The sequence below is a fragment of the Halocatena marina genome, assembly GCF_023276375.1.
Classification (GTDB): domain Archaea; phylum Halobacteriota; class Halobacteria; order Halobacteriales; family Haloarculaceae; genus Halocatena; species Halocatena marina.
On record NZ_JALLPK010000001.1, the window covers coordinates 1,192,118 to 1,215,014 of the forward strand.

General features: G+C 52.4%; 20 protein-coding genes. 12 read left to right on the top strand and 8 right to left on the bottom strand.

What is annotated here, in order from left to right; translation table 11 throughout:
* Window positions 1-12: 12 nt before the first annotated feature.
* The gene (locus MW898_RS05540; RefSeq protein ID WP_248905329.1) at window positions 13-537 is read left to right on the top strand and encodes a DUF2243 domain-containing protein; all 525 of its coding nucleotides are present in this window, start codon (window positions 13-15) and stop codon (window positions 535-537) included.
* 63 nt (window positions 538-600) lie between these two features.
* Complete coding sequence (locus MW898_RS05545) at window positions 601-750, top strand: hypothetical protein (protein WP_248905331.1); 150 nt, start codon at window positions 601-603, stop codon at window positions 748-750.
* A 14-nt stretch (window positions 751-764) separates the two neighbouring features.
* On the opposite strand, the gene MW898_RS05550 is transcribed toward MW898_RS05545, so the two are convergent.
* Window positions 765-2,012 carry a sulfite oxidase gene (locus MW898_RS05550; RefSeq protein WP_248905333.1) on the bottom strand — a complete coding sequence of 416 codons (1,248 nt, stop codon included), beginning with the start codon at window positions 2,010-2,012 and terminating at the stop codon, window positions 765-767.
* A gap of 282 nt (window positions 2,013-2,294) precedes the next feature.
* Here MW898_RS05550 and MW898_RS05555 point away from each other — a divergent pair, with 282 nt between their 5' ends.
* Complete coding sequence (locus tag MW898_RS05555) at window positions 2,295-2,966, top strand: helix-turn-helix domain-containing protein (protein ID WP_248905335.1); 672 nt, start codon at window positions 2,295-2,297, stop codon at window positions 2,964-2,966.
* A gap of 30 nt (window positions 2,967-2,996) precedes the next feature.
* Here the strand turns inward: MW898_RS05555 and MW898_RS05560 are convergent, their stop codons facing one another.
* Both MW898_RS05560 and MW898_RS05565 read right to left on the bottom strand, forming a co-directional pair.
* Window positions 2,997-3,938, bottom strand: a complete 942-nt coding sequence (locus tag MW898_RS05560) for a DUF7972 family membrane protein (RefSeq protein ID WP_248905337.1) — start codon at window positions 3,936-3,938, stop codon at window positions 2,997-2,999.
* A gap of 29 nt (window positions 3,939-3,967) precedes the next feature.
* The gene (locus MW898_RS05565; protein ID WP_248905339.1) at window positions 3,968-4,318 is read right to left on the bottom strand and encodes a hypothetical protein; all 351 of its coding nucleotides are present in this window, start codon (window positions 4,316-4,318) and stop codon (window positions 3,968-3,970) included.
* Between the two features lie 174 nt (window positions 4,319-4,492).
* On the opposite strand from MW898_RS05565, the gene MW898_RS05570 reads away from it, so the two are divergent.
* Window positions 4,493-4,726, top strand: a complete 234-nt coding sequence (locus tag MW898_RS05570; RefSeq protein ID WP_309242229.1) for a DUF8593 domain-containing protein — start codon at window positions 4,493-4,495, stop codon at window positions 4,724-4,726.
* Window positions 4,727-4,878: 152 nt separating this feature from the next.
* On the opposite strand, the gene MW898_RS05575 is transcribed toward MW898_RS05570, so the two are convergent.
* The 3 genes from MW898_RS05575 to MW898_RS05585 form a co-directional block, all read right to left on the bottom strand.
* Window positions 4,879-5,766 (bottom strand): formate/nitrite transporter family protein, encoded by an 888-nt coding sequence (locus MW898_RS05575; RefSeq protein WP_248905344.1) that lies wholly within the window; start codon window positions 5,764-5,766, stop codon window positions 4,879-4,881.
* Between the two features lie 163 nt (window positions 5,767-5,929).
* Complete coding sequence (locus tag MW898_RS05580; RefSeq protein ID WP_248905346.1) at window positions 5,930-7,504, bottom strand: alpha,alpha-trehalose-phosphate synthase (UDP-forming); 1,575 nt, start codon at window positions 7,502-7,504, stop codon at window positions 5,930-5,932.
* Between the two features lie 617 nt (window positions 7,505-8,121).
* Window positions 8,122-8,268, bottom strand: a complete 147-nt coding sequence (locus tag MW898_RS05585) for a hypothetical protein (RefSeq protein WP_248905348.1) — start codon at window positions 8,266-8,268, stop codon at window positions 8,122-8,124.
* Between the two features lie 142 nt (window positions 8,269-8,410).
* Between MW898_RS05585 and MW898_RS25510 the strand changes: the two genes are divergently transcribed.
* On the top strand, window positions 8,411-8,536 hold the full coding sequence (locus MW898_RS25510; protein ID WP_264383111.1) for a hypothetical protein: 126 nt from the start codon (window positions 8,411-8,413) through the stop codon (window positions 8,534-8,536).
* Window positions 8,537-8,632: 96 nt separating this feature from the next.
* Here the strand turns inward: MW898_RS25510 and MW898_RS05590 are convergent, their stop codons facing one another.
* Complete coding sequence (locus MW898_RS05590) at window positions 8,633-9,598, bottom strand: diacylglycerol/lipid kinase family protein (RefSeq protein ID WP_248905351.1); 966 nt, start codon at window positions 9,596-9,598, stop codon at window positions 8,633-8,635.
* Between the two features lie 670 nt (window positions 9,599-10,268).
* On the opposite strand from MW898_RS05590, the gene MW898_RS05595 reads away from it, so the two are divergent.
* The 3 genes from MW898_RS05595 to MW898_RS25970 all read left to right on the top strand — a co-directional run bounded on the left by MW898_RS05595 (window position 10,269) and on the right by MW898_RS25970 (window position 15,979).
* The gene (locus MW898_RS05595; protein WP_248905353.1) at window positions 10,269-10,931 is read left to right on the top strand and encodes a CehA/McbA family metallohydrolase; all 663 of its coding nucleotides are present in this window, start codon (window positions 10,269-10,271) and stop codon (window positions 10,929-10,931) included.
* 1,773 nt (window positions 10,932-12,704) lie between these two features.
* Window positions 12,705-15,014, top strand: a complete 2,310-nt coding sequence (locus MW898_RS05600) for a glycoside hydrolase family 3 N-terminal domain-containing protein (RefSeq protein ID WP_368409141.1) — start codon at window positions 12,705-12,707, stop codon at window positions 15,012-15,014.
* Window positions 15,015-15,079: 65 nt separating this feature from the next.
* Entirely contained in the window at window positions 15,080-15,979 is a 900-nt protein-coding gene (locus MW898_RS25970) for a HEAT repeat domain-containing protein (RefSeq protein WP_248905355.1), read from the top strand.
* Between the two features lie 21 nt (window positions 15,980-16,000).
* Here the strand turns inward: MW898_RS25970 and MW898_RS05610 are convergent, their stop codons facing one another.
* Window positions 16,001-16,234 (bottom strand): hypothetical protein, encoded by a 234-nt coding sequence (locus MW898_RS05610; protein WP_248905356.1) that lies wholly within the window; start codon window positions 16,232-16,234, stop codon window positions 16,001-16,003.
* A gap of 295 nt (window positions 16,235-16,529) precedes the next feature.
* On the opposite strand from MW898_RS05610, the gene MW898_RS05615 reads away from it, so the two are divergent.
* From MW898_RS05615 to MW898_RS05630, 4 genes are read left to right on the top strand one after another with little or no spacing between them, the layout of a single operon-like run.
* Window positions 16,530-18,227 (top strand): ABC transporter substrate-binding protein, encoded by a 1,698-nt coding sequence (locus MW898_RS05615; protein ID WP_373689875.1) that lies wholly within the window; start codon window positions 16,530-16,532, stop codon window positions 18,225-18,227.
* Between the two features lie 15 nt (window positions 18,228-18,242).
* Complete coding sequence (locus MW898_RS05620) at window positions 18,243-19,241, top strand: ABC transporter permease (protein WP_248905360.1); 999 nt, start codon at window positions 18,243-18,245, stop codon at window positions 19,239-19,241.
* A complete protein-coding gene (locus MW898_RS05625) occupies window positions 19,231-20,247 on the top strand; it encodes an ABC transporter permease (RefSeq protein WP_248905362.1) in 1,017 nt (338 codons plus the stop codon). The genes MW898_RS05620 and MW898_RS05625 overlap by 11 nt, the downstream gene beginning before the upstream one ends.
* A complete protein-coding gene (locus tag MW898_RS05630; protein ID WP_248905364.1) occupies window positions 20,248-22,446 on the top strand; it encodes an ABC transporter ATP-binding protein in 2,199 nt (732 codons plus the stop codon).
* Window positions 22,447-22,897: the final 451 nt, after the last annotated feature.

The following is a 22,897-nucleotide window of genomic DNA, read 5'->3' on the forward strand; positions in this document are numbered from 1 at the left end:
CCGTTCCAATCTATGGACAGGCAAGAGAGACAGCGGCCCAATCGATCGCGCGAAGCCGCGACGAATGTGCCGGCACGAGCACTTTTTGCGGCTGGAATCTTCGGATTTGGATTCAGTGGTCTCATCGACGTGATTGTGCTCCACCACATTCTCCAGTGGCACCATCTCGTATCAGCGATCTATCCGATGACCACGCTCAGTGGGCTTCGGATGAACATCTTTGCGGATGGATTGTTCTCGATCGGAATGATACTCGTGATGGGGATCGGCGGGGGTCTCGTGTGGCGATCCGAGCGACGAACTAGTGTTCCGTTAGCGTTCCGGCCGCTGGCTGGGGCAGCTGTGATCGGTCTTGGGGTGTTCGATCTCTTCGATGTCGTTGTGAACCACGCAGTGTTAGGGCTTCATCACGCAGTATCCCGCGGAGGTAGATACGATCCCCATTGGGCCATAGTGAGCATCGGCATCATTCTTGTTGGCGTTTACGTCTATCGAACAGGGCTGAAAAATGAACGGGGAGCAGTGGACAACTCGTGACGACTCGAAACGAGCGAGTGCAACGTGATTCATAGCCCTTCCGTGCTCGTGTGGTTGCTATTGGTGTCCGTACCGCTTCATGGCAGGGTATCGTCTCCGCCGGTTCCCCACTGGGTAGTGCTTATCATTGCTGTGCTCGGTCTCTGGCTGATCATCGGAGGTGGTGTGTTGCTCGTCGATCGACTGCTCGACCGGCTTCTGAGCACGAGCTGATCCACAAAGCGGACTCAGTCAGCGATTGTTATTGATACGCCGAGTGGAACATAGGCATTGTTTCCGTAGCCCTTCTCATTCCAGGGATACCGATTCGATTCGATTCCGCGGAGTCCCTCCTCCGGAGCTGAAACGGTCGCTGGCTGACGCCGTCCTTTTTCATCAGTTGCTCGTGAAAGGAGTGTATACTCTCCCTGTGGAGCGTTCCAGACGTAGCGAAACTTTCGTACGGAATGACTGCCGAGATCGGGACCGATAAACTCAGCGTCATGCCACGTGTCACCACCATCCACCGAGACGTCGACACTCTCGACCGCATCGTCGCCGGACCATGCAATGCCAGTGATTTCAACACAATTGTCAGGGGACGTGAAGATCTCATCGCCATCCGTCGGTGACGTAATGAGCGACTTGGTCAGTTGATCGAAGAGGTAAGCATTTTCAATTTCATCGGGGCTTAGCAGCTGTTCGTGGGTATCGAACACATCAAGTGAGGAGTATCGCTTTGGTTTTTCGTCCTGTGCCGGGATAATGCGATACGAGGATTGCTGGTACTTGGTGTAGTCACGACCGTTGTTCGACTTCCACGCCTCACCCGAGACCATGCAATCCATCACGTGCAGTCGTTCGACCCACTTTACACTGTTATTTCCGAACCAGCCTGGGACGAGTAACCGTATTGGATAGCCGTGCTCGGGGGTCATCGGTACGCCATTCATCTCGTAGGCTAACAGGCAGTCGTCCACAATTTTTGACATTGGGATCGAGCGACAAAATACGTCTTCGTCGTCGATTGCTTCCCCACCCATGATAGAAAGCCAGAAACCGTCGTCTGTTACAGCCCCATATTCGTGAAGGATTTCCCGGACTGGTGTGCCGGTCCAAATGGCATTGCCAACTGCACCCGTGGTCCACTGATCTCCCGCAGCAGCTGGCTCGAAATACGCTCGACCGTTGCCCGAACACTCCATCATGTGAACCACTGATTCGGTTGCGTACTCGTGTTTGATTTCGGCGATCGAGAGTTCAGTCTCCTCATCGACCAGACCGGTCAGCGATATTTCCCACTCAGCTTCGTCGATTTGTGGGGTGCGATGGTGATTTCGGATATAGTGTTCCTCTCGTGGCGTGAGATAACTCTCAAGTTGGCTTCGAGACGCCACTTGCGCGTTTTCCGGCTTCGCCGAAAGGACCTCCAATCCGGGATATCTTTCGGAGAATGGTTGCTGTTCTGTGTTCTTCGCCGAATCATCGTCGGTCATAGCACGGTAGATCACGATACGGAGGATTTCCCGTGTTTTGCTTGCAGTCGAATGTAACTACACAGCTGTATCATACAACAATCACAAACTACTGTAATTTGTGCAACATTTTTCGAACGTCTCGAAGAGAGCAACAAGGGATCTGTCTTCGGCTATCCTTTGGGCACCGTGGCAAGCGATTGTGAAGGAAAGTTCGGTTTCGAGCCAGAAGCGTGTCACTCCAGATACAACGACAATGTTCTGGTAGACAACGCTATATTGGGTAGACGTCTTCTTATTAGTATGGCTACAGTTATTCAAGCTCGTATTCCAGTCGATCAATTTGCACTCACTGAAACGTTCCAGAGCTGTCCTGATGTGATTTTCGAGTGTGAACGCATCGTTGAGAGCTCACAGACCAGCGTCATGCCGCTCATTAGAATATGGGCCAGCGACACTCCCCGCCAGACGCTTGAGGCGGCCCTCTCGGATGACCCCTCTGTCGCAGAGTACACATTGATTGCAGACTACGAAGACGAGTGGCTCTATCGAATGGAATGGACGAGACACATTCAGTTGATCCTCACGATGCTCACGAATGCTGAGGCGATTATCCGTAATGTCTACGGAACCAGTAGTGGCTGGTCTCTCCAAATTCTGTTTCCGACCCGTGACGAACTCACAGTCACGTACGAGTTCTGTGGCGAGCACGACCTCTCATTCGATGTGGTTTTGATTCGAGATTTCGACAACGATCAGTTTGATTCTCGCTATACGCTCACCCACGAACAGTACGAAGCGCTGATGCGTGGCTTCGAGCACGGCTATTTCGCTGTGCCTCGTGATATCACCGCCGAAGAGTTGGCGGACGATCTCAAAATCTCTCACCAAGCACTCTCAGAACGGTTTCGACGCGCACACGCTGCTCTCATCGAAGATACACTCGTCGGACGACCCATTCGACGTCCTCGGTGAGAACATTTGCTAGTAGTGAGACGTGTGTAATCAAAGCTGCTCTTCTGGAGGAACGAACGGACCGACCGACACTGTGTAGCGAGCGACCGAGGCGGCTCTCAGAATGAAGCTGAGTAAGATCGATACGGGAATAAAGACAATAGCGATGCCGAGACTAACAACTTCGGCCAGCAAGGGCTGTGCGACAGTCGTACTCGGAATTGTCGTATACATTGTTGTCACGAGGAAGGTACCAAGCAGGACAGGAACACCGATATATGCCAGCAGACGCGATAGTTGTGCGAGATCTTGTTGGATCGCAATTGTCTTAAAAAACTGCCGAGCGATCGCAACCGATTTAATGAGCTCTAGAATCGACTCAAGTTCATCGCGGGCTTCTTCGGAAAACTTCACGTTGTCTGTCCGAAGAAGGCGGTCTGTCGCTGTAAGATTCTGCGCGTATGCTGGTCCAAGTAGTGTCGAGACAATCTGGAGGGTATCTTCGGTCCCCTCCACGCTCTCAATATTGCTTGCATAGGTACGGACATCCGAGAGATATTCGTCGATGTCGTTTTCCGCGTTCCGATCCGTTTCACTGAGTGCGTTCTCGAACGCATTCGCTCGCTCGGTAATCGTCTCACCAATGAGGACGAGGAACTTGTCTGGTTGATTCGGGCTTCCCGGCTTTCCGGCAAGATCTTCGACCGTATGACGGAAATCAAGTGAGCCATCAATTCGGTCTGTGAGTCCGTTAATCGTCCCAAACACCCGTGAGAGAATCATCTGATTCACTGTGAGTGTGATCGTTATGAGCGAGAATATCCCCGAAACGATGCCACTGCCGAACATCGTTGAGACAGCACTTGCTGGTCGAAACGTGATGAGTCCAAGTGTCGTGAGGCCGTACGTGACGAGAAACGAGCCAATCACGAAGAGACTAGCAACGATCAACCGGTCTCCATCGATCAACACCCACTTTTTTGCGCTATTCATGTTGTTTTAGACGTAGATGTACTCCCATCTCATACCATCTGATCGCCAGTGATTGTGACGTTGCGTGACTCAACTGTTGTTGCATTGATTGTGTTAACAGCGACAACTGTCGCGGTGCCGTTCGTCGGAAGCATCACCGTTGTTGTCGATTCACCGCTATCGAGTGTGGTCTTGTAAAACGATTTTCCGTCCGAGGTGATTACGTTCAGCTGCGTTACTCCGTGACTTGTCGTCGCATTGGACGAGAGCGTGACTGTCGTTGCGACCTGCCCAGTTGCGAGAGCTCCAGAAACAGACGCTGTCTCGAAAACGGTTGAACCAGCCGTATCGAAATTGACGCTCGGATTGAGAGTGAGACAACCACTGCTCGCAGTGATCATGATTACGGCGACGGTAAGTAGTAGATATCGTCGTTGGATCACGATACTTACAGACGGTAGTTGGGTGCTTAATACCAACGGTGACGTGTGCAGAGGTTGGAATGATCCAACAGGTTGCAGAAGCATGCACCAATTATAGGTAACGTCGTCTTGCTAGTGCAAGGTGCTATGGCAATGATTGATGAAAGTGACGAGGGTAAGACTGTCGTCGATCCCTCGGGCGAGACTGTCGGTATCGTCGTTGACGTCGACAACACCATCGCGCACGTCGAACCAGACCCCGGATTGACCGATCGAATTGCTACGGAACTCGGTTGGGGTGACTCCGATGAAGAAACCTACCACCTAGAGAGTGATGCGGTCGATACCATCACGGATGACGAGATCCGACTCGAACGTCACCACTGACCGAGACAACGCGATCATCCTCCCGATTATTTTTGATCGTTGGCGTTGACCAACAGCAGTGCTTGTATTCTGTGAAAGCTGCCAAAGAACACGTTTGAAAGGACCGGTCATCCACCCTCTTCGATGATCCGTCGTGAGTTGGTGGCAAGGCCTCAGTCTTCGTTAACAGCACCCTTCTCGTTTTCCCCTGACTGTTGGCTCTGTTCGTACACTTGCATATAACCGCCAGTAAGGCCAGTCTCGCCAGTACTCCCACGAGCGACGTGTCCGTATTTCACCAATGCAACGAAGAAGACACCACCAATTGCATTGCCGAGCGTTGCGACCAGCAGAAAGTGACTGTACGCCCCGATTCCCAGAGGAGTCGCCAGTACGGCGGCAGTCATCTCGATATGACCAGCAATGGAGTGTGGGAGATGCGTAAATCCGATCAAAAGCGTCGTGAACCAGACGAAAAAGATACGTCCAGACGAATCACGAACAGCCGTCACGAGCCACGATAAGAGGCCCATCAACCAGCCAGCGAGCACTGCACCCCCGAAGAGCCCGAGCGTACTATGTGTTGTATAGGGGGCCACGATTTTTCCCAGCACCGAGAGCTCAAAAATCCCGAACTCGGGACCGATGACAACAGCAAAGCCAGCGAAAATAAGACCACCGAGGATATTGCCAGCGTAGATGATCCCCCACGTGCTTGCGAGATCCCAGATTGATCGCTGTCGATCTAACACAGGAAGGACTGCAAGTGTCGTATGCTCCGTGAACAGCTCCGAACGACCGAGAATCACGAAAATGAATCCAACGGTGTAGGCATTTGCAGTAAGGAGCTGACTCACCAACTCCGACTGTCCATGTGCGAGTGTTGCGACGGCTGCAACTGCGATGAGCGTAAAGCCGAGATCTAACCCGGCAGACACGGCCGATAAGAAGAGACTACTAGACGACCGGTTGAACTCCCGCAACCCAGCTCGTATCTCCTGTGCCAAGACCTGATTGTACGATTTCTGAGTGTCGGATGGATCTACCGAACGATTGCCCATATTGCTACTGTGTGTCTGATGGATATTGATGCTTTCCCACTGATGTCGTCTGCGTACCGTTTGATAAAGAGCGTCCGATTTATGTTCTCTCCGGAGCGTCCCGTTACACCGCTTGCGTTAGGCTATCGTGTCATGCGTCGTCTGGCTCGCTTCTGTCGACCATTTATTGTGTGGATGATAGGATCTCGTCCATCCATGCATAGATGTCGTTTGATGCGACGGATTCGCGCATCGATGTCATTCTGTTGTTGCGATCTGTCGTCTCCATCATCACCGCTTGCTCGATAGTGGTGGCGAACGCATCCGTATCGTATGGATTGACCGTGAGTGCGTATTCACCGAGTTCTTCGTGTGCGCCAGTCTGATCGGAGAGCACAAGCACGCCACAGGTTCTGATGGCATCATTTTGGTTGTCCCATTCCTTGTCTGTTGCGTCTCGCTTTGGGTCACCACAGTCGACTTGTGCTGCGATGAACTCTTTTGCGACAAGGTTCATTCCATCCCGGAGAGCACTGACGATCATCACGTCGCTATAGCGGTAGAGACCATAGAGTTCTTCATCGGTGAGCCAGTCGTCGATGTAGACAATTGGTTGCCACGTATCTGTACTGAATCGATCGTTGATGCGCTTGACTGCCTCGACCACAGTTTGCTGAAGATCCCGGTACTCCGGAATAAGAGAACGGCTCTCGTCAGCTTTTTGTACATAGGTCAGTTCACCTCGCCACTCTGGACTCGTCTCCCACAATCGTTCGAGTGTATTGAGGCGCTCAACGATTCCTTTTGTATAGTCGAGCCGATCAACACCGACGGCAATTCGGGTGCTCCTGTCGATGTCATACGTGTCGGTGAACTTCGACCAGAACGACGGGGAGACCGATTCAGCGGTTCGTTCGATTGCAGGGGCATCAACACCCATTGGGAACGACTTGACGTGTGTCGTGTGTCCGTCGTACCGAACACGATTGTTGTCGTGGTCGACAAATGCGTTCTGTAGTCCGTTGTCCACGCAGTCGAGGAAGTTCTCGCAGTAACGATCGATATGGAATCCAAGTAAATCGTTTCCGAGCAGTCCTTCGAGCAACCGCTCTGCTTGTGGACACGCGCGAAAGGTATCCCACCCTGGCCACGTGATGTGCCAAAAATGCAGCAGGAACGTCGATTCAGGAACTGATTCACGGACCATCTGGGGTGCCAGCGCGAAATGGTAGTCCTGAAACCACACAACCGAGTTGGATGTCGTCCGTTCTTCAACCACCTCCGCAAACGTTTCGTTCACCTGTCGGTAGCGTTGCCAGTAGCGCTCTGCGAACTCGGTCTTCCAGACACCGCCGTGACAGAGGGGCCAAAGAACACGGTTGCTGTAGCCATAGTAGTACCCTTCAATTTCGTCGTCGGAGAGCCAGATCCGTCTGAGCGTGTAGGCCTTCGACTCGGGCGGCATTTTCACTGTTCCGTCACTACCGGTCACCTCGCGGTCAGCTTCGCCATCCCCCCACGCGACCCACGTTCCACCAACTTGCTGAACAACCGGATCGAGACCCGCTGTGAGTCCGCCAGCAGGTCGATCAACTGATACCTCTCTGTTTCCGTCGTCTCCTGCTTCGTAGTAGTGACTGTACGGTTGCCGGTTCGAGACGATGACGAGATTCTGGTCTTCACCGAGCACTGGTTCAGAGTCGCCTCGCTCTGTGCCGTTGGAATCGGTCGGTAGACTGTCGCCATTTGCACCAGTCATGATCGATGAGTCGAGCAGAGCAACTTCCTGAATGAAGATGCGTCGCTACGGACCAACAGAACCCTTGTCTGCCGATCGGATCGGGCTGCCGATGAAGGATCGACATCGTTCATATGTTTGGAATTTGGTCTGGGAACATATATTCTCTGACCCTGCAACAACCAGTGTGTCTGCGTTCCCATTGCACCGTTGCTGTACATCACATGCAAGTCCGATCCATCCTTGCTCGACACGAATCTCACAAAAACATTGACTATCTATCGATCCAATTTGTGTTCGCTGTCGGGTTGTGGATTGCTTTGTTATATATCCCTTGCTGTTACAAGCATACGTTTGTAATGCATTCGTGCAGTAAGGACCCCCGCGTTCTCACGTCCATACGATCATATTTCATGTCTGATTTGGTGGTGAGAGTGTTTCTCTACAGCAGCAATCTGTGGCCGGGATGGGGACGTTCTGGATATTCGTTTCGTTCACAATGAGTTTCGGCATGGTCTCAGCTGCACCGAATTCATTTTTCGCGGATAAACGCAAAAACAGCAATATGTCTCCACAGCGCATTCGAACAGGATCACGCGACGATGCAACTGGTCCACACGCCGGTACGAATCACTCTTTTAGAGCACCCTCCGTGACATGATAAACAATCCGATCAACAGGAGTCCGATACCCCAGTATAGCGAATCGTACGGAAGAACTTTCAGTGCAAGTGTGACGACGCCCGAAGTGAACAACGACCAGCCAATGGTAGTATCGTATCCCACACGGTGAATCGATGCCGAATATACTTAGGATTGTAGCTTGATTATCTCACTCATTCACTCACAATTCACCATGAGAAACTGTTCTCGTGACTGTCGTGATTCGACCACAACAACTAACCGACCCACCTGCGTTACTCCGTTGATGCGACTATCAACTCCGATCCTAGTACTTGGTGCAGTCCTATTCGCGCTCCCTGTTCCCGGTACCTTCGTCGCTGGGGGGATCGTTCTCGCTATCGGTGTGATCGCACGGTTGCTAGGAGAATGACTGGATATCGGTTAACCAATATTTGTTCTATAACTGTATCAGTCGATGAATAGTAGCTGAGCGACGAGATAAACGAAACATCTCGACGAAATGCGGCTATGCTGTTGGTTCTGGAGTGTATTCCGGACCAACGACGATCTCTAGTGCACGGGGACGGACGTGCAGAGACAGCTGTTTGTGGTTGCTTATCTCGCCGTCGAGGCTAAACTCGATGGGCTTCTCTTGCTGGTGTTTGATTTCGAGATGTTCGGACGTGATATGCGTCACGTGCTCGGTTTCCCCGCCAAAGAAGCGCTGTATTGCAGCCTCTGTGAGCATCTCGTTTGTCGGCATTTCTTCGACAATCGTGATATCAAAGCGGCCATCTTCTACGTTCGCCTGCCCACCACCCGGAAATCGACGTGCATTGCCGATAAGAATACACAGTGCGTCGCCGGTCCACGTCGATCCCGCTGCTGTGGATTCGTTTGTATCGATCTCAACGTGGAGCGGATCAAAATCAGCCGCATGTTGTAATCCTGTGATCGCGTATGCAAGCGTACCAAAGCGCTCTTTTAGATTGGAATCTGTTTCTGAACTCGTTTTTGCCGTAAGTCCTGCAATACAAGAATTCATAAACGGCTCTGTGTCAGCGACACCCAGATCGATGCATCGTTTTTCCCCAGCATCGAGGAGTTCGAAGGCCTGCTCGATACTCATCACACCGATATTCTGTGCGAAGTTGTTTCCTGTTCCCCCCGGAATGACTGCAACCGTGACGTCGTCGAGCGCATCTGCCTGATCGAGTCCGTGGATAACGTGGTGTATCGTTCCATCACCACCGCACGCCGCGAGCAGTCGAACGCCGTCCTCGGCGGCCTCTTTTGCGAGCGTAACTGCGTCTCCAGGCTCCGTTGTTTCCACAACCGTGTATCCACGTTCCGTAGCGCGTGAATGCACTTCATCAGCGTGATCTTCTGTTCCGCTTGCGGGATTTAGGATGATTCGACACTGCTTACCAGTGGTGTCAGAACCAGCAGTGCCTGTGTGTTCATCACCGCGGATATTGTCTTTATCTGTCATTATACAGTGTGAATATTGAATTGGTTATCGACGAAATAGTTGTATATCGAATACGTTGTCAGCGCTATCGAATGCAACGAGAGTCGTCGTCGAGATACCCGTTATCGTCTGCATCATCGTTTCCGGCTGAAGCTTCAGCAATCAATAACAGGATTGCGTCCTGTAAATAGGTACTGGCTCTGGTGGAATGAGTTTTCGACGGTCGGACATGGCACAGCTATCCAGTCTGATCTCTGCAGCGAGAACGGTCATTGAGCACGCTCGATGTTCATGTTGTGCTACTCACGCGAAGTCGGACGGCTCAGTACCAATCCCCGAATTCGGTCACAAAAGCCGATGGTTGGGTACTTTCTTCGATGGACAGTATCAGGGTGAATCCTATGGTGTGAATTGGTGTTGTGGTTGGTGATACAATACCTGACGTCAGATGATCGACGGAGCAACATTGTTATTTGTCCGCCTCCGATTGTTGGATCAGTGACGATGCACTGGCGTGGACAATCCGCAGCGATCAACGACAAACACTCGTATCTCGGAATGAAGAATACGTCTTACATATCAATGGTGGCGTTTTTGTGATTACGCTTTTGTCGGCGCGATCGATGAACGGTGCATCAACTCCTTCGATACCCAGCTTTCTGAGCTGTTACGTTCATCTGGTTCAGGATCAATGGTCACAGTAGATCTTCACACTCACTCTCGATTTTTTCATGGCTTCAGTGGTCGCCCAACTGCGTTCGATCCACTCGGTGTACGACTTCTGATGGCCTTCGCGAAGTGGCACGACCTCGATGCAGTTGCAGTGACCAACCACGACTACTACAGTCAGTTCGACATCGACACAGGAGACGTAACCGTCGTCCCAGGCATCGAGATTTCGACGACTGATGGGCACGTTCTAGTAATCGGTCCAAATCCTCCTGCTCGGACCACAGCAGGCACACTCACACCGGAGGAAGCTATCGATATCGCGCACGATCGAGGATGTGCTGCGATTGTTGCTCACCCCTTCCGAAACAGTTCGGTTCGGAAGTTAGACCTCCCGTTCGATGCTTACGAAGTCAATGGGAAGCGTTCAGTTGCAATCGAGCATCTGCAACAGCTAGCTAATTCGAATGGACTGCCGCTCGTCGGCGGTAGTGACGCTCATTACCCCTTTGAAGTCGGACGAGCATACACCGAAATTGAGGTTGATGAGATCACACCAGAATCGGTCGTTGATGCTGTTCAGGACGGTCGCGTCGAATACCAGCTGAACGAATCCTTATCGACACGTCTGATAGGACGGCTCTATAAGCTAATCCATCAATACAAGGGCCATACTAGTGGATAACTTGTACGTCCTCAACCACATCTTCAAGACTATAAGAAATATTCGGTGATTATTCAATAGGACGTTTTGAAATGAATTGGATATCATAGTGAGAATGATAGTACAGTAGAAGTATTTACTCACACAACAGCTGTGAGTTACATTCTTTAGAAAATCTTATCTCAATCGACACCTCAGAGAATATCTCTCTACCCACAGGGTTTAGCGCCCATTGTTGTGGGATTGGGACGCGAGAATTAGTCCCCGATCAGTGTGGGCCGTGGACATGAATCTCGATTCTTATCACGGGGCGGTATTGTGCTGTTGCCGGAGATTGTACTATCCAGACTCGCCGACAGATAATTCTCGAACAGCAATTAATTTGCGCTGTTATCTCCAATATTGGTCGGTGATTCTTGATAACAGAATCTATCATTCACTTCTCATCCATATAGCACACCATAATCTGAATAGATTGAGGATTATCAATCTGTCATCATCGCAAGAACCATCGGCTTATGAAAACTCTGAAGTATAATCGATACGATCGTTATTCGACCGTAACCCTCTAGATAGTTATCACAGATAGATTCATCGACGAACTGGTTCTCCAGAGTTAATGGGTGGATACTTTCGAGGTAAATCGAGACAATGGTGCAATTGCTACGATGATCCAGAGATTCCACAAATTAGTCTATCCGCTTTTTAGAATGTCTCATCCGCACTAATGGGGTTTAGTTCATTCAGGGAATGTTACCTACGGACTATGATAAGTCATAGCAATTCAATCTCTCAACCGATGTACAAGCAATAGATCGTCTCCGTCCGATATTAGTGGATGCATGAGTGGCTATCATTATTCCCGAGATCCAAAGAATCAATCAGACATCTACTATATCACTGAGAGACCTCCGTCCTCTCCTCAATACGTATCAATGTCTATATACAGACATAGATTCCAAACGACGATGAATTCTATGTTGTAGTGTGATAATAACAATTTTGGCGGGTTTACATCCGTACTGCTGTAAATCACACCGGAATCGGACAGTCGATATGGATAATAGTGTTACTCTGATCTTAGTTTTTCGAACTGCACGAGTTGGAAATGATCTGTATGGAGAAAGTGACTCCAAATTGAATCTCACTACAGCAACCTCACAGAACATAGCGTGTTGTGGGAACATAGAGTTATCCAATATTATTGGAAACAGCGTCCATATAATCGTTGACACAATAAGATTTATACGGACAGGCGGGATGAATCGCTGTTCTACCGTACCATGCAACGAGAGCCAACAAACCTCATCCATAAGCAACGGATGTCAGTTAGACCAGTTCCGACCGTATCTTTCTCTCCTCGTGAGATCTCGCAGAAGATTGCTTGATTTACTTCCTAACAGTATATGAGCAGGTTGGCGGCCATCATAACGCTTTGACTCAGTAATGTATCATATTTCGGTGAACGATTCGGACATGCTCTGACATGTATACAGCATTTAATCTCGCTAAGGCGAATGCACGGTAATTATCCCGACGGATGCTACCGATGGTGAATACAGCACGGGAGAGCAGTAACTGTATCCTTCATTTTAATATTTTACCATATGATATTCAAATATCATATTAGAACGTAGTCTGTGTCTACCTTTTCTGACTCATATTGGAATGTATTTTGTCACTATAAAACAAAATGTGAGAGTTTTAGAACTATGGTATTGATGACACTTCGGTTATTCATGAGTATCGCACGCCCCAAAAGATAGAAGAGTGTGGTCGCGAGATCCGGTAACGATGGCTGATAACGAATCGATGAATCTCGACTGTCGAGTCGATGACCTCCTTTCTCAGATGACTCTCGATGAGAAGGTCGCTCAACTCGGATCAGTGAATGCGAACAAACTGCTTGGCGACGGAACGCTCGACCGGGAGCGAGCCGAAGAGCTTCTCTCCGATGGAATCGGTCACCTCACCCGTATCGGAGGTGAGGGAGGACTCTCTCCAGAGAAAGCAGCAGAAACGACGAACGAACTGCAGATGATTCTTCAGGAGTCTACTCGTCTTGGCATCCCTGCAATTCCTCACGAAGAGTGTCTCAGCGGGTATATGGGTCCCGAGGGGACGACGTTTCCCCAGGCGATCGGACTTGCGAGCACGTGGTCGTCAGATCTCGTCCGCGAAATCACCGATACCATCCGTGGCCAACTCGAAGCGATCGGGACGAGACACGCCCTCTCTCCCGTACTCGATGTGGCACGTGATCTCCGATGGGGTCGCGTAGAGGAGACCTTTGGCGAGGATCCTACATTAGTTGCAGCACTGGCCTGCGGGTACGTCGACGGCTTACAAGACAATGGAGACGGTATTTCTGCGACACTCAAACACTTCGCTGGCCACGGTGTCAGCGAGGGTGGGAAAAATCGCAGCTCGGTCAATATCGGCCGACGTGAACTGCGCGAAACACACCTGTTCCCGTTCGAGGCTGCCGTACGAACGGCCAACGCTGACGCCGTGATGAACGCGTACCACGACATCGATGGCATTCCATGTGCGAGCGACGAGTGGTTATTAACCGATGTCCTTCGTGGAGAATGGGGATTCGATGGAACGGTCGTATCTGATTACTACAGCGTTGAATATCTTCGAAGCGAGCACGGCGTTGCCGCTGATCGAACAGAAGCAGGTAGTGCGGCTGTCGAGGCGGGGATCGACGTTGAACTTCCGTATACGGACTGTTACGGTGAACATCTCGTAAACGCTGTCGAAGCCGGTGATGTCGCTGAGGCGACCATCGATCAGGCGGTTCGACGTGTTCTTCGTGCAAAGGCACGATCGGGCTTGCTCGACGATGCTTTGGTGGACCCCGATGTTGCAACCGAGCCGTTCGAGGCAGAGAAAGCAATAGCGCTCACCACGCGCGCTGCCCGCGAGTCGATGACTCTACTAAAAAATGAGGATGATCTTCTCCCGCTCGTTGGTGAGGATGTGAGCTCTGTCGCAGTCATCGGGCCGAAGGCCGACGACGCCCACGAGCTCATGGGTGATTACGCCTACGCTGCTCACTACCCCGAAGAAGAAGTCGAATTAAACGCCACGACACCGCTCGACGCCATCCGTGCTCGTAGTGAGGAGTTCGGATTCGGTGTACATCACGAGCGAGGATGCACGACGACTGGTCCCAAGATGGACGAATTCACCAGTGCTGTAGACGCTGCCGAAGATGCAGACATCGCCGTCGCGTTCGTCGGTGCTCGATCCGCTGTCGATTTCTCAGACCTCGATAAAGATCAGGAGGACTTGCCCAGTGTTCCCACTAGCGGCGAAGGCTGTGACGTAGTTGATCTTGGTCTCCCTGGTGTCCAACAGAAACTCGTCGAACTCGTCCACGATACCGGAACGCCCCTTGTCGTCGTCGTCGTAAGCGGAAAGCCTCACTCCATCGAGTGGATTGCTGAGGAGGTGCCCGCCATACTTCAGGCGTGGCTTCCTGGTGAACACGGTGGTGAAGGCATCGCTGCTGTCCTGTTCGGCGAACACAATCCCGGTGGACATCTCCCTGTTTCTATCCCGCGTGCGGTCGGGCAGCTACCGATCCACTACAATCGGAAACCCAACACTGCAAACGAAGCGCACGTCTACACAGAGAGTGACCCGCTCTACGCCTTCGGCCACGGTCTGAGTTACACTGATTTCGATTACGCTCTGTCATTGGAACGTGACGAACTCGCACCGGCCGGGACGATCGTTGCTGACGTTACAGTCAGGAACACCGGTCGTCGTGCGGGTCACGATGTTGTTCAGCTGTATGTCAGCGCTGAGAATCCAGATCAGGCACGACCAGTCCAAGAACTCGTTGGATTCGAGCGTGTCTCTGTCGACGCGGGCGAATCGAAGTGTGTCAGCTTCGAGGTGGATGCTTCGCAACTCGCCTACTACGACCGCGATTTCAACCTCGCTGTCGAAGAAGGACCGTACGAGTTCAGGGTCGGTCACTCGGCAAGTGACATCGTCACGACCGCGTCGTTTACAGTGAATAAAACAAAGGAGGTGCCTTCTACGGGACGGACGTACTTCACCGAGACACGCGTCACAGACCTCGAATAATCGGCTCGTCGATTCACGGCAGCCGAACCCTCACGTATTTACATAGTCGAACGTATCGTACGTTCGTGACGACGGACTCATCGCATCCACTCGACGAAATCGATCCGGAGTCGATTGCGCCTGAAGACATCGACGAAACAGAGGTACACACCGCGCTCAGTTCCTCGGATCCGATGGTTCGACAGCGAGGCATAGCGGTTTGTGAGACCCTCGCAGGGGACGGAATCGACACCGTACGATTGTTCCTCGATGACGTCGCAACACTCGCAGTCGACAGCAATACAGTGGTCTCGCTACGCGCGATCTCCGTCCTTGACAGCGTAGCCGAGATGGATCCGGCAGCGCTTGAGGACAGGCTGTCTGATCTCGTTGGTGTGCTCGACGCCGACGTCGTAGACGTGCAACTGACCGGTGCGACCATCCTCGGAAAGCTCGTCGTCGAGCGATCCGATCTCCTTGAGCCGTACACCAAACAGTTGATTGAGGCCATCAACATCACAGAACTCGACCAAGAGATCGAAGATGTCAGTGATGTCGTCGACGACCGCGTGACCCGGCAAACACTTCAAGAACACGTGATGGGAGAGCGCAGACGGCGCATGGCCAGCCGCCGAACGTTGATCAACGTCGTAGTCGCGCTCATCGAGGAGGAACCGCGATCAGCGTTCGATGCGGTCGATAGTCTTGTTACGCTGCTCGACGACGTTGACCCGGCTGTCATCGGAGGTGCTGTCAACGCGCTTGGCGAGCTAGCTGCCGTCAACCCAGATGTTGTTGCACCGGCTAGCGATCATCTGATCGACTGTCTCGACCACGACCGAACAGCCGTCCGTGTTCGTTCTATCTGGGCACTTGGCCACCTTGGGGACGACGCAGTTGTACCAAAATTGCGAACAATCGCAGCAACAGACGACGACGAAGACGTTCGGGAGATCGCCGAAAAAACCGCAAACTTTCTCGCCTGACACCGTAACGGATGCAGAAGCTCAGTTGTCCATCGCTCGTTTTGTACAAAACCAGTAGGTCACGCTGAAGAAGATGAACGTCCCGATCACTAAGATGATATCGATGACGAGGATCGGAAACGACTGATCGCCAGGCCCGACGAAGAGGACTGAGAGCATAAGAAAGAGTCCCATCGAAACAATGAGTGCGAGGATCACCTGTATCTGCTTGCGCTGGGCACAGACGAGATCGAGGAGAGTCGTTGTCTTCGACATGATGTGTGTTCGGCGGACACATTAGAAAAGTTTGGTGGTACTAAAGACTGCTCCATCCATGACTGTCCACAGGCACCGTCAAGTGCGTCCAATGGAGAGTAGGTGAGTAGGTCACCAAATCCGAGCACGGAGGTCGGTTCCCAAATTCTTCATTGAAATTCCTGAACGCTCATCCACAATGCTTATGACTAATTATTGCTACGCTACATATGTTATGCCACGTGATAGCAGTCAAAACGAATATGATAACATAATAAGCCGCAGGAAATTGTTAACAGTAGCCGGGGCGACAGGTATGGCGGCACTGGCTGGGTGTGCTGGTAAGGAAGCCAATAGTGGTGATAATGGTGGTGGCGGCGGTGGCGGTGACAGCGGGATGCAAGTTCATGACGCCACGTTCGTCAATGCTTACACGGGTAACCCGGTTGACCTTCACTTCAATTCTCAGGCAACTCAAAACTACAGTTGGACCGCGGGGAGGTGTGTCTTCGCTCCGTTTCTCAAGTACTCATTCAACGAGAAGAAGTTTATTCTCGGGGCACTCAAGGACCTCCAGATCGAAGATAAGGAAGTCACGCTCACGTTCCGCGATGATCTGAAGTGGAGCAATGGGGACGACTGGACAACAGACGACTTCGAAGTCCAGATCAAGCTGGCGAAGAAGACCGAACAGTCCATCTGGGGCTACCTCGATGACTACGAAATCGTCGATAAGAGCACTGCTCGGCTGATTCTCTCCGGTCCGACGAATCCTCAGATTGTCAAATTCGAACTCACAAACTTCTTCGTGGACACGAAGGCAGAAACCCACAGCCAGTGGCTGGATAAGCCCGCAGAGGAATTCCTGCAGTGGGCGTGGGAGGATCCCGTCTCCAGCGCCATGATGAAGTTCGTGAACAAAGACCAACAGGCGTTCGAATTCGAGCGCAATCCCGAATTCTATAAGGCAGACAACGTCAACTTCAGCACGTACTTGCTTGAGAGCTTTAGCGGGAACAATCCACAACATCAGGCGCTGGTTGCGGGCGATAAGGTCGATGGCGCTACGAGCCTCTTTACACCGCCAACGATCGCCGAGAGGTTCCCAGACCATATTGTGGAAATAAACATCCCCGCAAAGTGGGGATACGGTGTCGTATTCAATCACTCCGACTCTGATTTTGGAAAGCGGGCTGTCCGGCAGGCGGTTGCACACGTCATCAACCGGCAGGCCCTCGTCAAAAATGCCGGACCAGAAACGAAGTTTGTAACTCCCGCTCCCTGTGGTATCGCCCCCAAAGATCAGGAGCGCTGGCTCGGTGACTGGTTCGGTGATTTCGAGACCTACGGTGCCAAGACAAGCCAGACCGACAAAGCTACCAAACTCCTCGAAGGAGCCGGATACTCCCGACAGGGCGGAAAATGGAAGGACGAAAATGGCAACACGCTCGGCGGGGACTACTACACGCCAGCGGGCTGGACGGATTGGACGACCATGACGCAGACAGTCGTCGATCAGCTGAACAACTTCGGATTCGACTTCTCGATCAGTACGAAGCCAACAAACGACTGGTTCAACCAGTTCTCCAACAGCAATTTCAAGATGGGAGCGATGTACTGGCTACCAGGCGGTTCGCGGTCGACGTTCCCGTATTTCCCACTGTACTACCAGCTGTGGGCGACTGACATTGGTGGTGGACACGGCTACCGGAAGAAGGCGGACTCGAAACAGACGATCCCTGGCAGGAGTGGCGGAAAGATGACGCTAAACCCGTTAAAGGTGACCGAGAAGATCGCTAAACAGTCCAGTGAAGAGAAATCGAGACCATTCGTCCAGAAGGCGGCGTGGCACAGCCACATCGAACTGCCGTTCCTCGGGCTGGTATCCAAGTTCGAACAGTCTTGGGTGACGGACGACGAGTGGACAATCGCCGAAGAAGGCAGTCCCAATCGCCGTGTCAAGTGGCCCCCGTTCTGGTGGCTGCACGAGGGAGAACTGCAGTACAATGCATAGTTATAGCTATCAACGATGAACTACTATCTCAAGCGGACGGCAAGAATACCGGCGACCATACTCGCAGTTGTAACGCTCACCTTCGGATTGATCCGGTTGCTCCCGGGTGGACCGTTCACACAGCTACGAATCGAACTCATACGACAAGGGGTTCCGGTCGAACAGGTCAATGCACGAATCGAGGCGCTCCAGAACATTCGGCCCGACGCCCCACTCTACGTCCAGTACTTCGACTACCTTGCAGGTGTCGCTCAGCTCGATCTGGGTCGGTCGATTTCGTTGGACCAGCCCGTTATCGAAGTCATCGCCAGAGCGCTCCCGTGGACGGTGTTCATCGTGGTCGTCTCCACGGTGCTGATGTTCGTTGGCGGCGTCCTGCTCGGTGCGATTCAGGCGTACTGGGAGGGATCAAGGTTCGACAAGACTTTCTCGGGCGTATCGATCCTCTTGACATCGATTCCGTACTACATTTTCGCGGTGGTATTTGTGTTCTTCTTGGCGTTCCAGTACAGGCTGTTCCCGACGGGGGATGCGTTCGCGCGGGGTCTCGATGCCACACTCAATCTGGAGTACATTCTGAGCGTTCTCCATCACGCTGCGCTGCCTATTTTAGCGTTCACTATCGGAGGAATTGGATCGACAGCACTCAACATGCGTGGAAACAGCATTCAAGTACTCGGCGAGGAGTACGTCGAAGTCGCTCGGCTTCGTGGTCTCTCCGACAGCCGCATCGCCACCCGTTACGTCGCGAAAAACGCTATTCTCCCGATGTACACGGGACTGTTGCTGATGATCGGCTTCCGACTCGGGGGGACTGTCGTGCTCGAGGAGATTTTCTCGTATCCCGGCCTCGGTTACTACCTGATCTCCGGGGTCGAAGCGAACGACTATCCGCTCATGATGGGATGTTTCTTGGTCATCACGACCACGCTCGTCGTGGCGGTTTATATTGCTGACTTGACGTACGGACTGATCGATCCGCGTATCAGCGTAGGTGATTCGAATGACTACTGAAAGTGGATCCACCTCGGAGGAGATCGACTGGCGTTCCGATGCGTCCTCATCTGAGATGAGCCGCCGTGACCGGTTAGAGGAGCTATACCAGCAGACGATCTATGAACCCGCTGTTGTTGCGTGGTCGGACTCACGCACTCGTCTCGGTATCTCTATCCTGAGTGTCTACCTCCTTATGGCGCTGGTGGAGATTCTAGGTCTCTGGCGCAACCCTTCAACTAGTCAGGCGGACCGTCTTCTTACTCCGTTCCAGAACATGCAATACCCGCTCGGGACGACCCAGTCTGGAGTCGACTTGTTGGCCTTGATCATTGATTCGACACCGTTCATCCTATTGATGGTGTTGGCAGGCGGCGTGTGGGCGACTGGTATCGCTGTCGTGGTCGGAACGGTCTCGGGCTATAAGGGTGGGGTGATCGACACCGTTATCACATCGTTCTCAGATTTCTTCATGGCGATTCCAGGACTCCCGCTCGTCATCATTCTAGCGCTTACGTTTAGTCCAGAGAACCCGATCTTTCTCGGGATGATCCTTACGATCAACTACTGGGCCGGTCTCGGTCGCTCGATACGGTCGCAGGTCCTCTCGATACGGGAGGCGAGCTACGTCGAGGCGTCCCGGGCGATGGGAACGAGCACGCCACGTATCATCCTCAAGGACGTGCTCCCGAACATCATGCCGTATGTGATGGTCAATTTCGTGTTTGCTGCGCGCTACACCATTTTCGCGTCCGTTGGACTGTACTTAATCGGCGTGCTACCTTACACAGGACAGAATTGGGGAGTTACGTTGAATAATGCGTACAACAATGGCGGATTGATCACGATGCAGGCGTTCCACTGGCTTCTCGTCCCGATCGTTGCAATCGTCGGGTTAGCCTTCGGGCTCATTCTGGTGAGCCAAGGAATGGACCGAATCTTCAATCCCCGGGTCCGGACCCGTCTCACTGGCGAATCCGAGTCCGTTGAAACAGAAAGCGATACCTCATCGACGGGGATGATGTAAATGAGTACTGATAGTCCATCTGGGAATCAGGCAGTGTCGAATAGCGTCAGCGACGACCCAATCCTCGAAATTAGCGATACGAACGTCACCTACAGCGATGGCGATACATACGTCCTTGAGGACGTCAACGTCGATATCGATCGGAACGAGGTTCTCGGGATTGTTGGTGAAAGCGGAAGCGGGAAGTCGATGTTCGCTTCAGCGCTCCTCGATGCTGTCCCCGATCCCGGAGTTCTCACCGGACAGATCCGCTATCACCGAGAGGACGGATCGACCGTCGACGTTCTCGAATTGAGTGATGAGGAACTCAGGCAGTTCCGCTGGGAGGAAGTGGCGATGGTATTTCAGGGTGCGATGAGTTCGTTCAACCCGACGATGAAGATCAGAGCCCACTTCGAGGAGACGCTCATGAGCCACGATAGAAACGTCTCCGAGGGTCTGGAGTTCGCCCACGAACTCCTCGAAAATCTCTATCTCGAACCCGAACGGGTACTCGATTCGTACCCCCACGAGCTCTCTGGTGGGATGCAACAGCGCGCACTCATTGCGCTGAGCATGGCGCTGAATCCCGAAGTGCTGGTAATGGACGAGCCAACGGCTGCGCTCGATCTGTTGATGCAGCGGTCGATCCTCAAACTGCTCGACGAACTGCAACAGAAGTACGACGTGACGATCATCTTCATCACACACGATCTGCCGCTGGTCGCGTCCCTCGCTGACCGGATGGCCATCATTTATGCGTTCCAGTTCGTGGAGATCGGACCACGCGATGAGATTATCGGCGATTCGGCTCACCCATACACCCGGGCGCTGTTGAACGCAACACCAAACCTCGACGCACCGTTGGGAGAGATGCGGCCCATCGAGGGAGAAGGTCCCGCTCCAGTGAACGTCCCGACTGGGTGTCGGTTCCACCCGCGGTGCTCACTGGCGACGGATGAGTGTCGGAGCATTCACCCACCGCTCGATCCGATTGACGAGTCTAGTAACGATCATCGGTCCGCGTGTCACCACTGGGAAGAGTCCCGCGAGGAGATTCCGCTCAACTTCGGACAGAGTGACTTCGATGACGTCCGCTCATCCGAGAGAGCGAAATCAGCAGGACGAACGGCCCCAACGGATGAGTCACCGCTCCTGTCACTTGATGATGTCGAGGTTCACTTCACGAAAGAGCAGGGGCTACTCGACCGGTTTACGAAGGAGCCGGACGTCGTACGGGCGGTTGACGGTGTTTCGCTCGATATCCACGAGCAGGACCTCGTGTGTCTCCTTGGTGAGAGTGGCTGTGGTAAGACGACACTAGGAAAGACGATGATTGGACTCCAGCGCCCGACTGGTGGATCGATTGCGTATCGCGGTCAGGATATCTGGGAGGCGAGTGACAGCGATATTCCGTACGACGATATCCGGTCAGCGCTCCAGATTATTCATCAGGATCCGGGAAGCGCACTCAATCCCAACCGGCGGATCGTTAACATTCTCTCAGAGCCCCTCAGGCATACACACCCAAACAGTAGCAGAACCGAGCGCCGCAGTCGGATCACGTCGCTGCTCGAACGAGTCGGCATGACGCCAGCGGAGGACTTTATCAGCCGGTATCCCCACCAGCTCTCGGGCGGTGAAAAACAGCGCGTTGTGCTTGCGCGTGCGTTGTTGATGAATCCGAACGCGATCCTTGCTGATGAGGCTATCAGTGCGGTTGATGTCTCACTGCGAATAGAGATCATGGATCTCATGCTCGAACTGCAGTCCGAGTTTGAGACGTCATTCTTGTTCATCTCACACGATCTCTCGAACGCCCGATATTTCGCCGAACACGGTGACGGACGGATCGCCGTCATGTATCTCGGTGAGATTGTTGAGATCGGATCGGCTGAGCGTCTTATCCACGATCCGCGCCACCCCTACACAGAGGTGCTCCGATGGGCAACTCCGAATCTGGATCTCGAGGCTATGGAGGCAGACGAACCACCAGTCAGGACGGTCGACGTACCAGATCCGGTCGACCCACCGTCTGGCTGTCGGTTCCACACTCGCTGTCCCGTCGCACGTGAGACGTGTCGGGAACAGCATCCGGAGCTACAGGAGTGCGAGGACGCCGATGGGATGGCCGCGTGCTTCCGCGAGCATCCAGATCACGAATACTGGGACAGTGAGCCACTCGCAGGTGCGGTCGAGGAACGGGATCAGTTCGAGTAAAGGACGTCATTTTTGTTGCCGATTGACGAGCGTTATGGTGGAGTCTCTCGGCAAGGTTAGTATATTATTCTATTGTCAACTCGTACGCCCAATCCGTAGCCGGGATCTCAATAGTCGATTTTTCATTACGATTTCACGAACGTAAGTTTCTATCTTAGGTCAGTACGACTACGTATTCTTGAACCGACTGTCGAAGAAACTAACAGCATGTAGAGCCTGCTGTATTCTCTGTTTGAAAATGAGAATGCATTCAAATCCTCGAATATATAGTACTGATGAAGTGTGGCTGAACATGATATGTAGTGAGTACAACTCGTCAATCCAAAATATTAGTAAGTACAGATGAAATCATCCACTATGGACCCAATTGGTGATTTAGAGATTTGTTGGGCCCATCTATGACGTAGTACGATGATAAAAGTCGGAAATCACAAGAAATTCGATTGCGTTT

Bases quoted from the DNA above. Each gene is read 5' to 3' on its own strand.
- MW898_RS05565 (WP_248905339.1), bottom strand. From the start codon at position 4,318: ATGATCACTGCGAGCAGTGGTTGTCTCACTCTCAATCCGAGCGTCAAT.
- MW898_RS05615 (WP_373689875.1), top strand. From the start codon at position 16,530: ATGGCGGCACTGGCTGGGTGTGCTGGTAAGGAAGCCAATAGTGGTGAT.
- MW898_RS05540 (WP_248905329.1), top strand. From the start codon at position 13: ATGGACAGGCAAGAGAGACAGCGGCCCAATCGATCGCGCGAAGCCGCG.
- MW898_RS05580 (WP_248905346.1), bottom strand. From the start codon at position 7,504: ATGACTGGTGCAAATGGCGACAGTCTACCGACCGATTCCAACGGCACA.
- MW898_RS05570 (WP_309242229.1), top strand. From the start codon at position 4,493: ATGATTGATGAAAGTGACGAGGGTAAGACTGTCGTCGATCCCTCGGGC.
- MW898_RS05630 (WP_248905364.1), top strand. From the start codon at position 20,248: ATGAGTACTGATAGTCCATCTGGGAATCAGGCAGTGTCGAATAGCGTC.
- MW898_RS05575 (WP_248905344.1), bottom strand. From the start codon at position 5,766: ATGGGCAATCGTTCGGTAGATCCATCCGACACTCAGAAATCGTACAAT.
- MW898_RS05560 (WP_248905337.1), bottom strand. From the start codon at position 3,938: ATGAATAGCGCAAAAAAGTGGGTGTTGATCGATGGAGACCGGTTGATC.
- MW898_RS05555 (WP_248905335.1), top strand. From the start codon at position 2,295: ATGGCTACAGTTATTCAAGCTCGTATTCCAGTCGATCAATTTGCACTC.
- MW898_RS05600 (WP_368409141.1), top strand. From the start codon at position 12,705: ATGGCTGATAACGAATCGATGAATCTCGACTGTCGAGTCGATGACCTC.
- MW898_RS05590 (WP_248905351.1), bottom strand. From the start codon at position 9,598: ATGACAGATAAAGACAATATCCGCGGTGATGAACACACAGGCACTGCT.
- MW898_RS25510 (WP_264383111.1), top strand. From the start codon at position 8,411: ATGCGACTATCAACTCCGATCCTAGTACTTGGTGCAGTCCTATTCGCG.
- MW898_RS05610 (WP_248905356.1), bottom strand. From the start codon at position 16,234: ATGTCGAAGACAACGACTCTCCTCGATCTCGTCTGTGCCCAGCGCAAG.
- MW898_RS05625 (WP_248905362.1), top strand. From the start codon at position 19,231: ATGACTACTGAAAGTGGATCCACCTCGGAGGAGATCGACTGGCGTTCC.
- MW898_RS05620 (WP_248905360.1), top strand. From the start codon at position 18,243: ATGAACTACTATCTCAAGCGGACGGCAAGAATACCGGCGACCATACTC.
- MW898_RS05595 (WP_248905353.1), top strand. From the start codon at position 10,269: ATGGTCACAGTAGATCTTCACACTCACTCTCGATTTTTTCATGGCTTC.
- MW898_RS05550 (WP_248905333.1), bottom strand. From the start codon at position 2,012: ATGACCGACGATGATTCGGCGAAGAACACAGAACAGCAACCATTCTCC.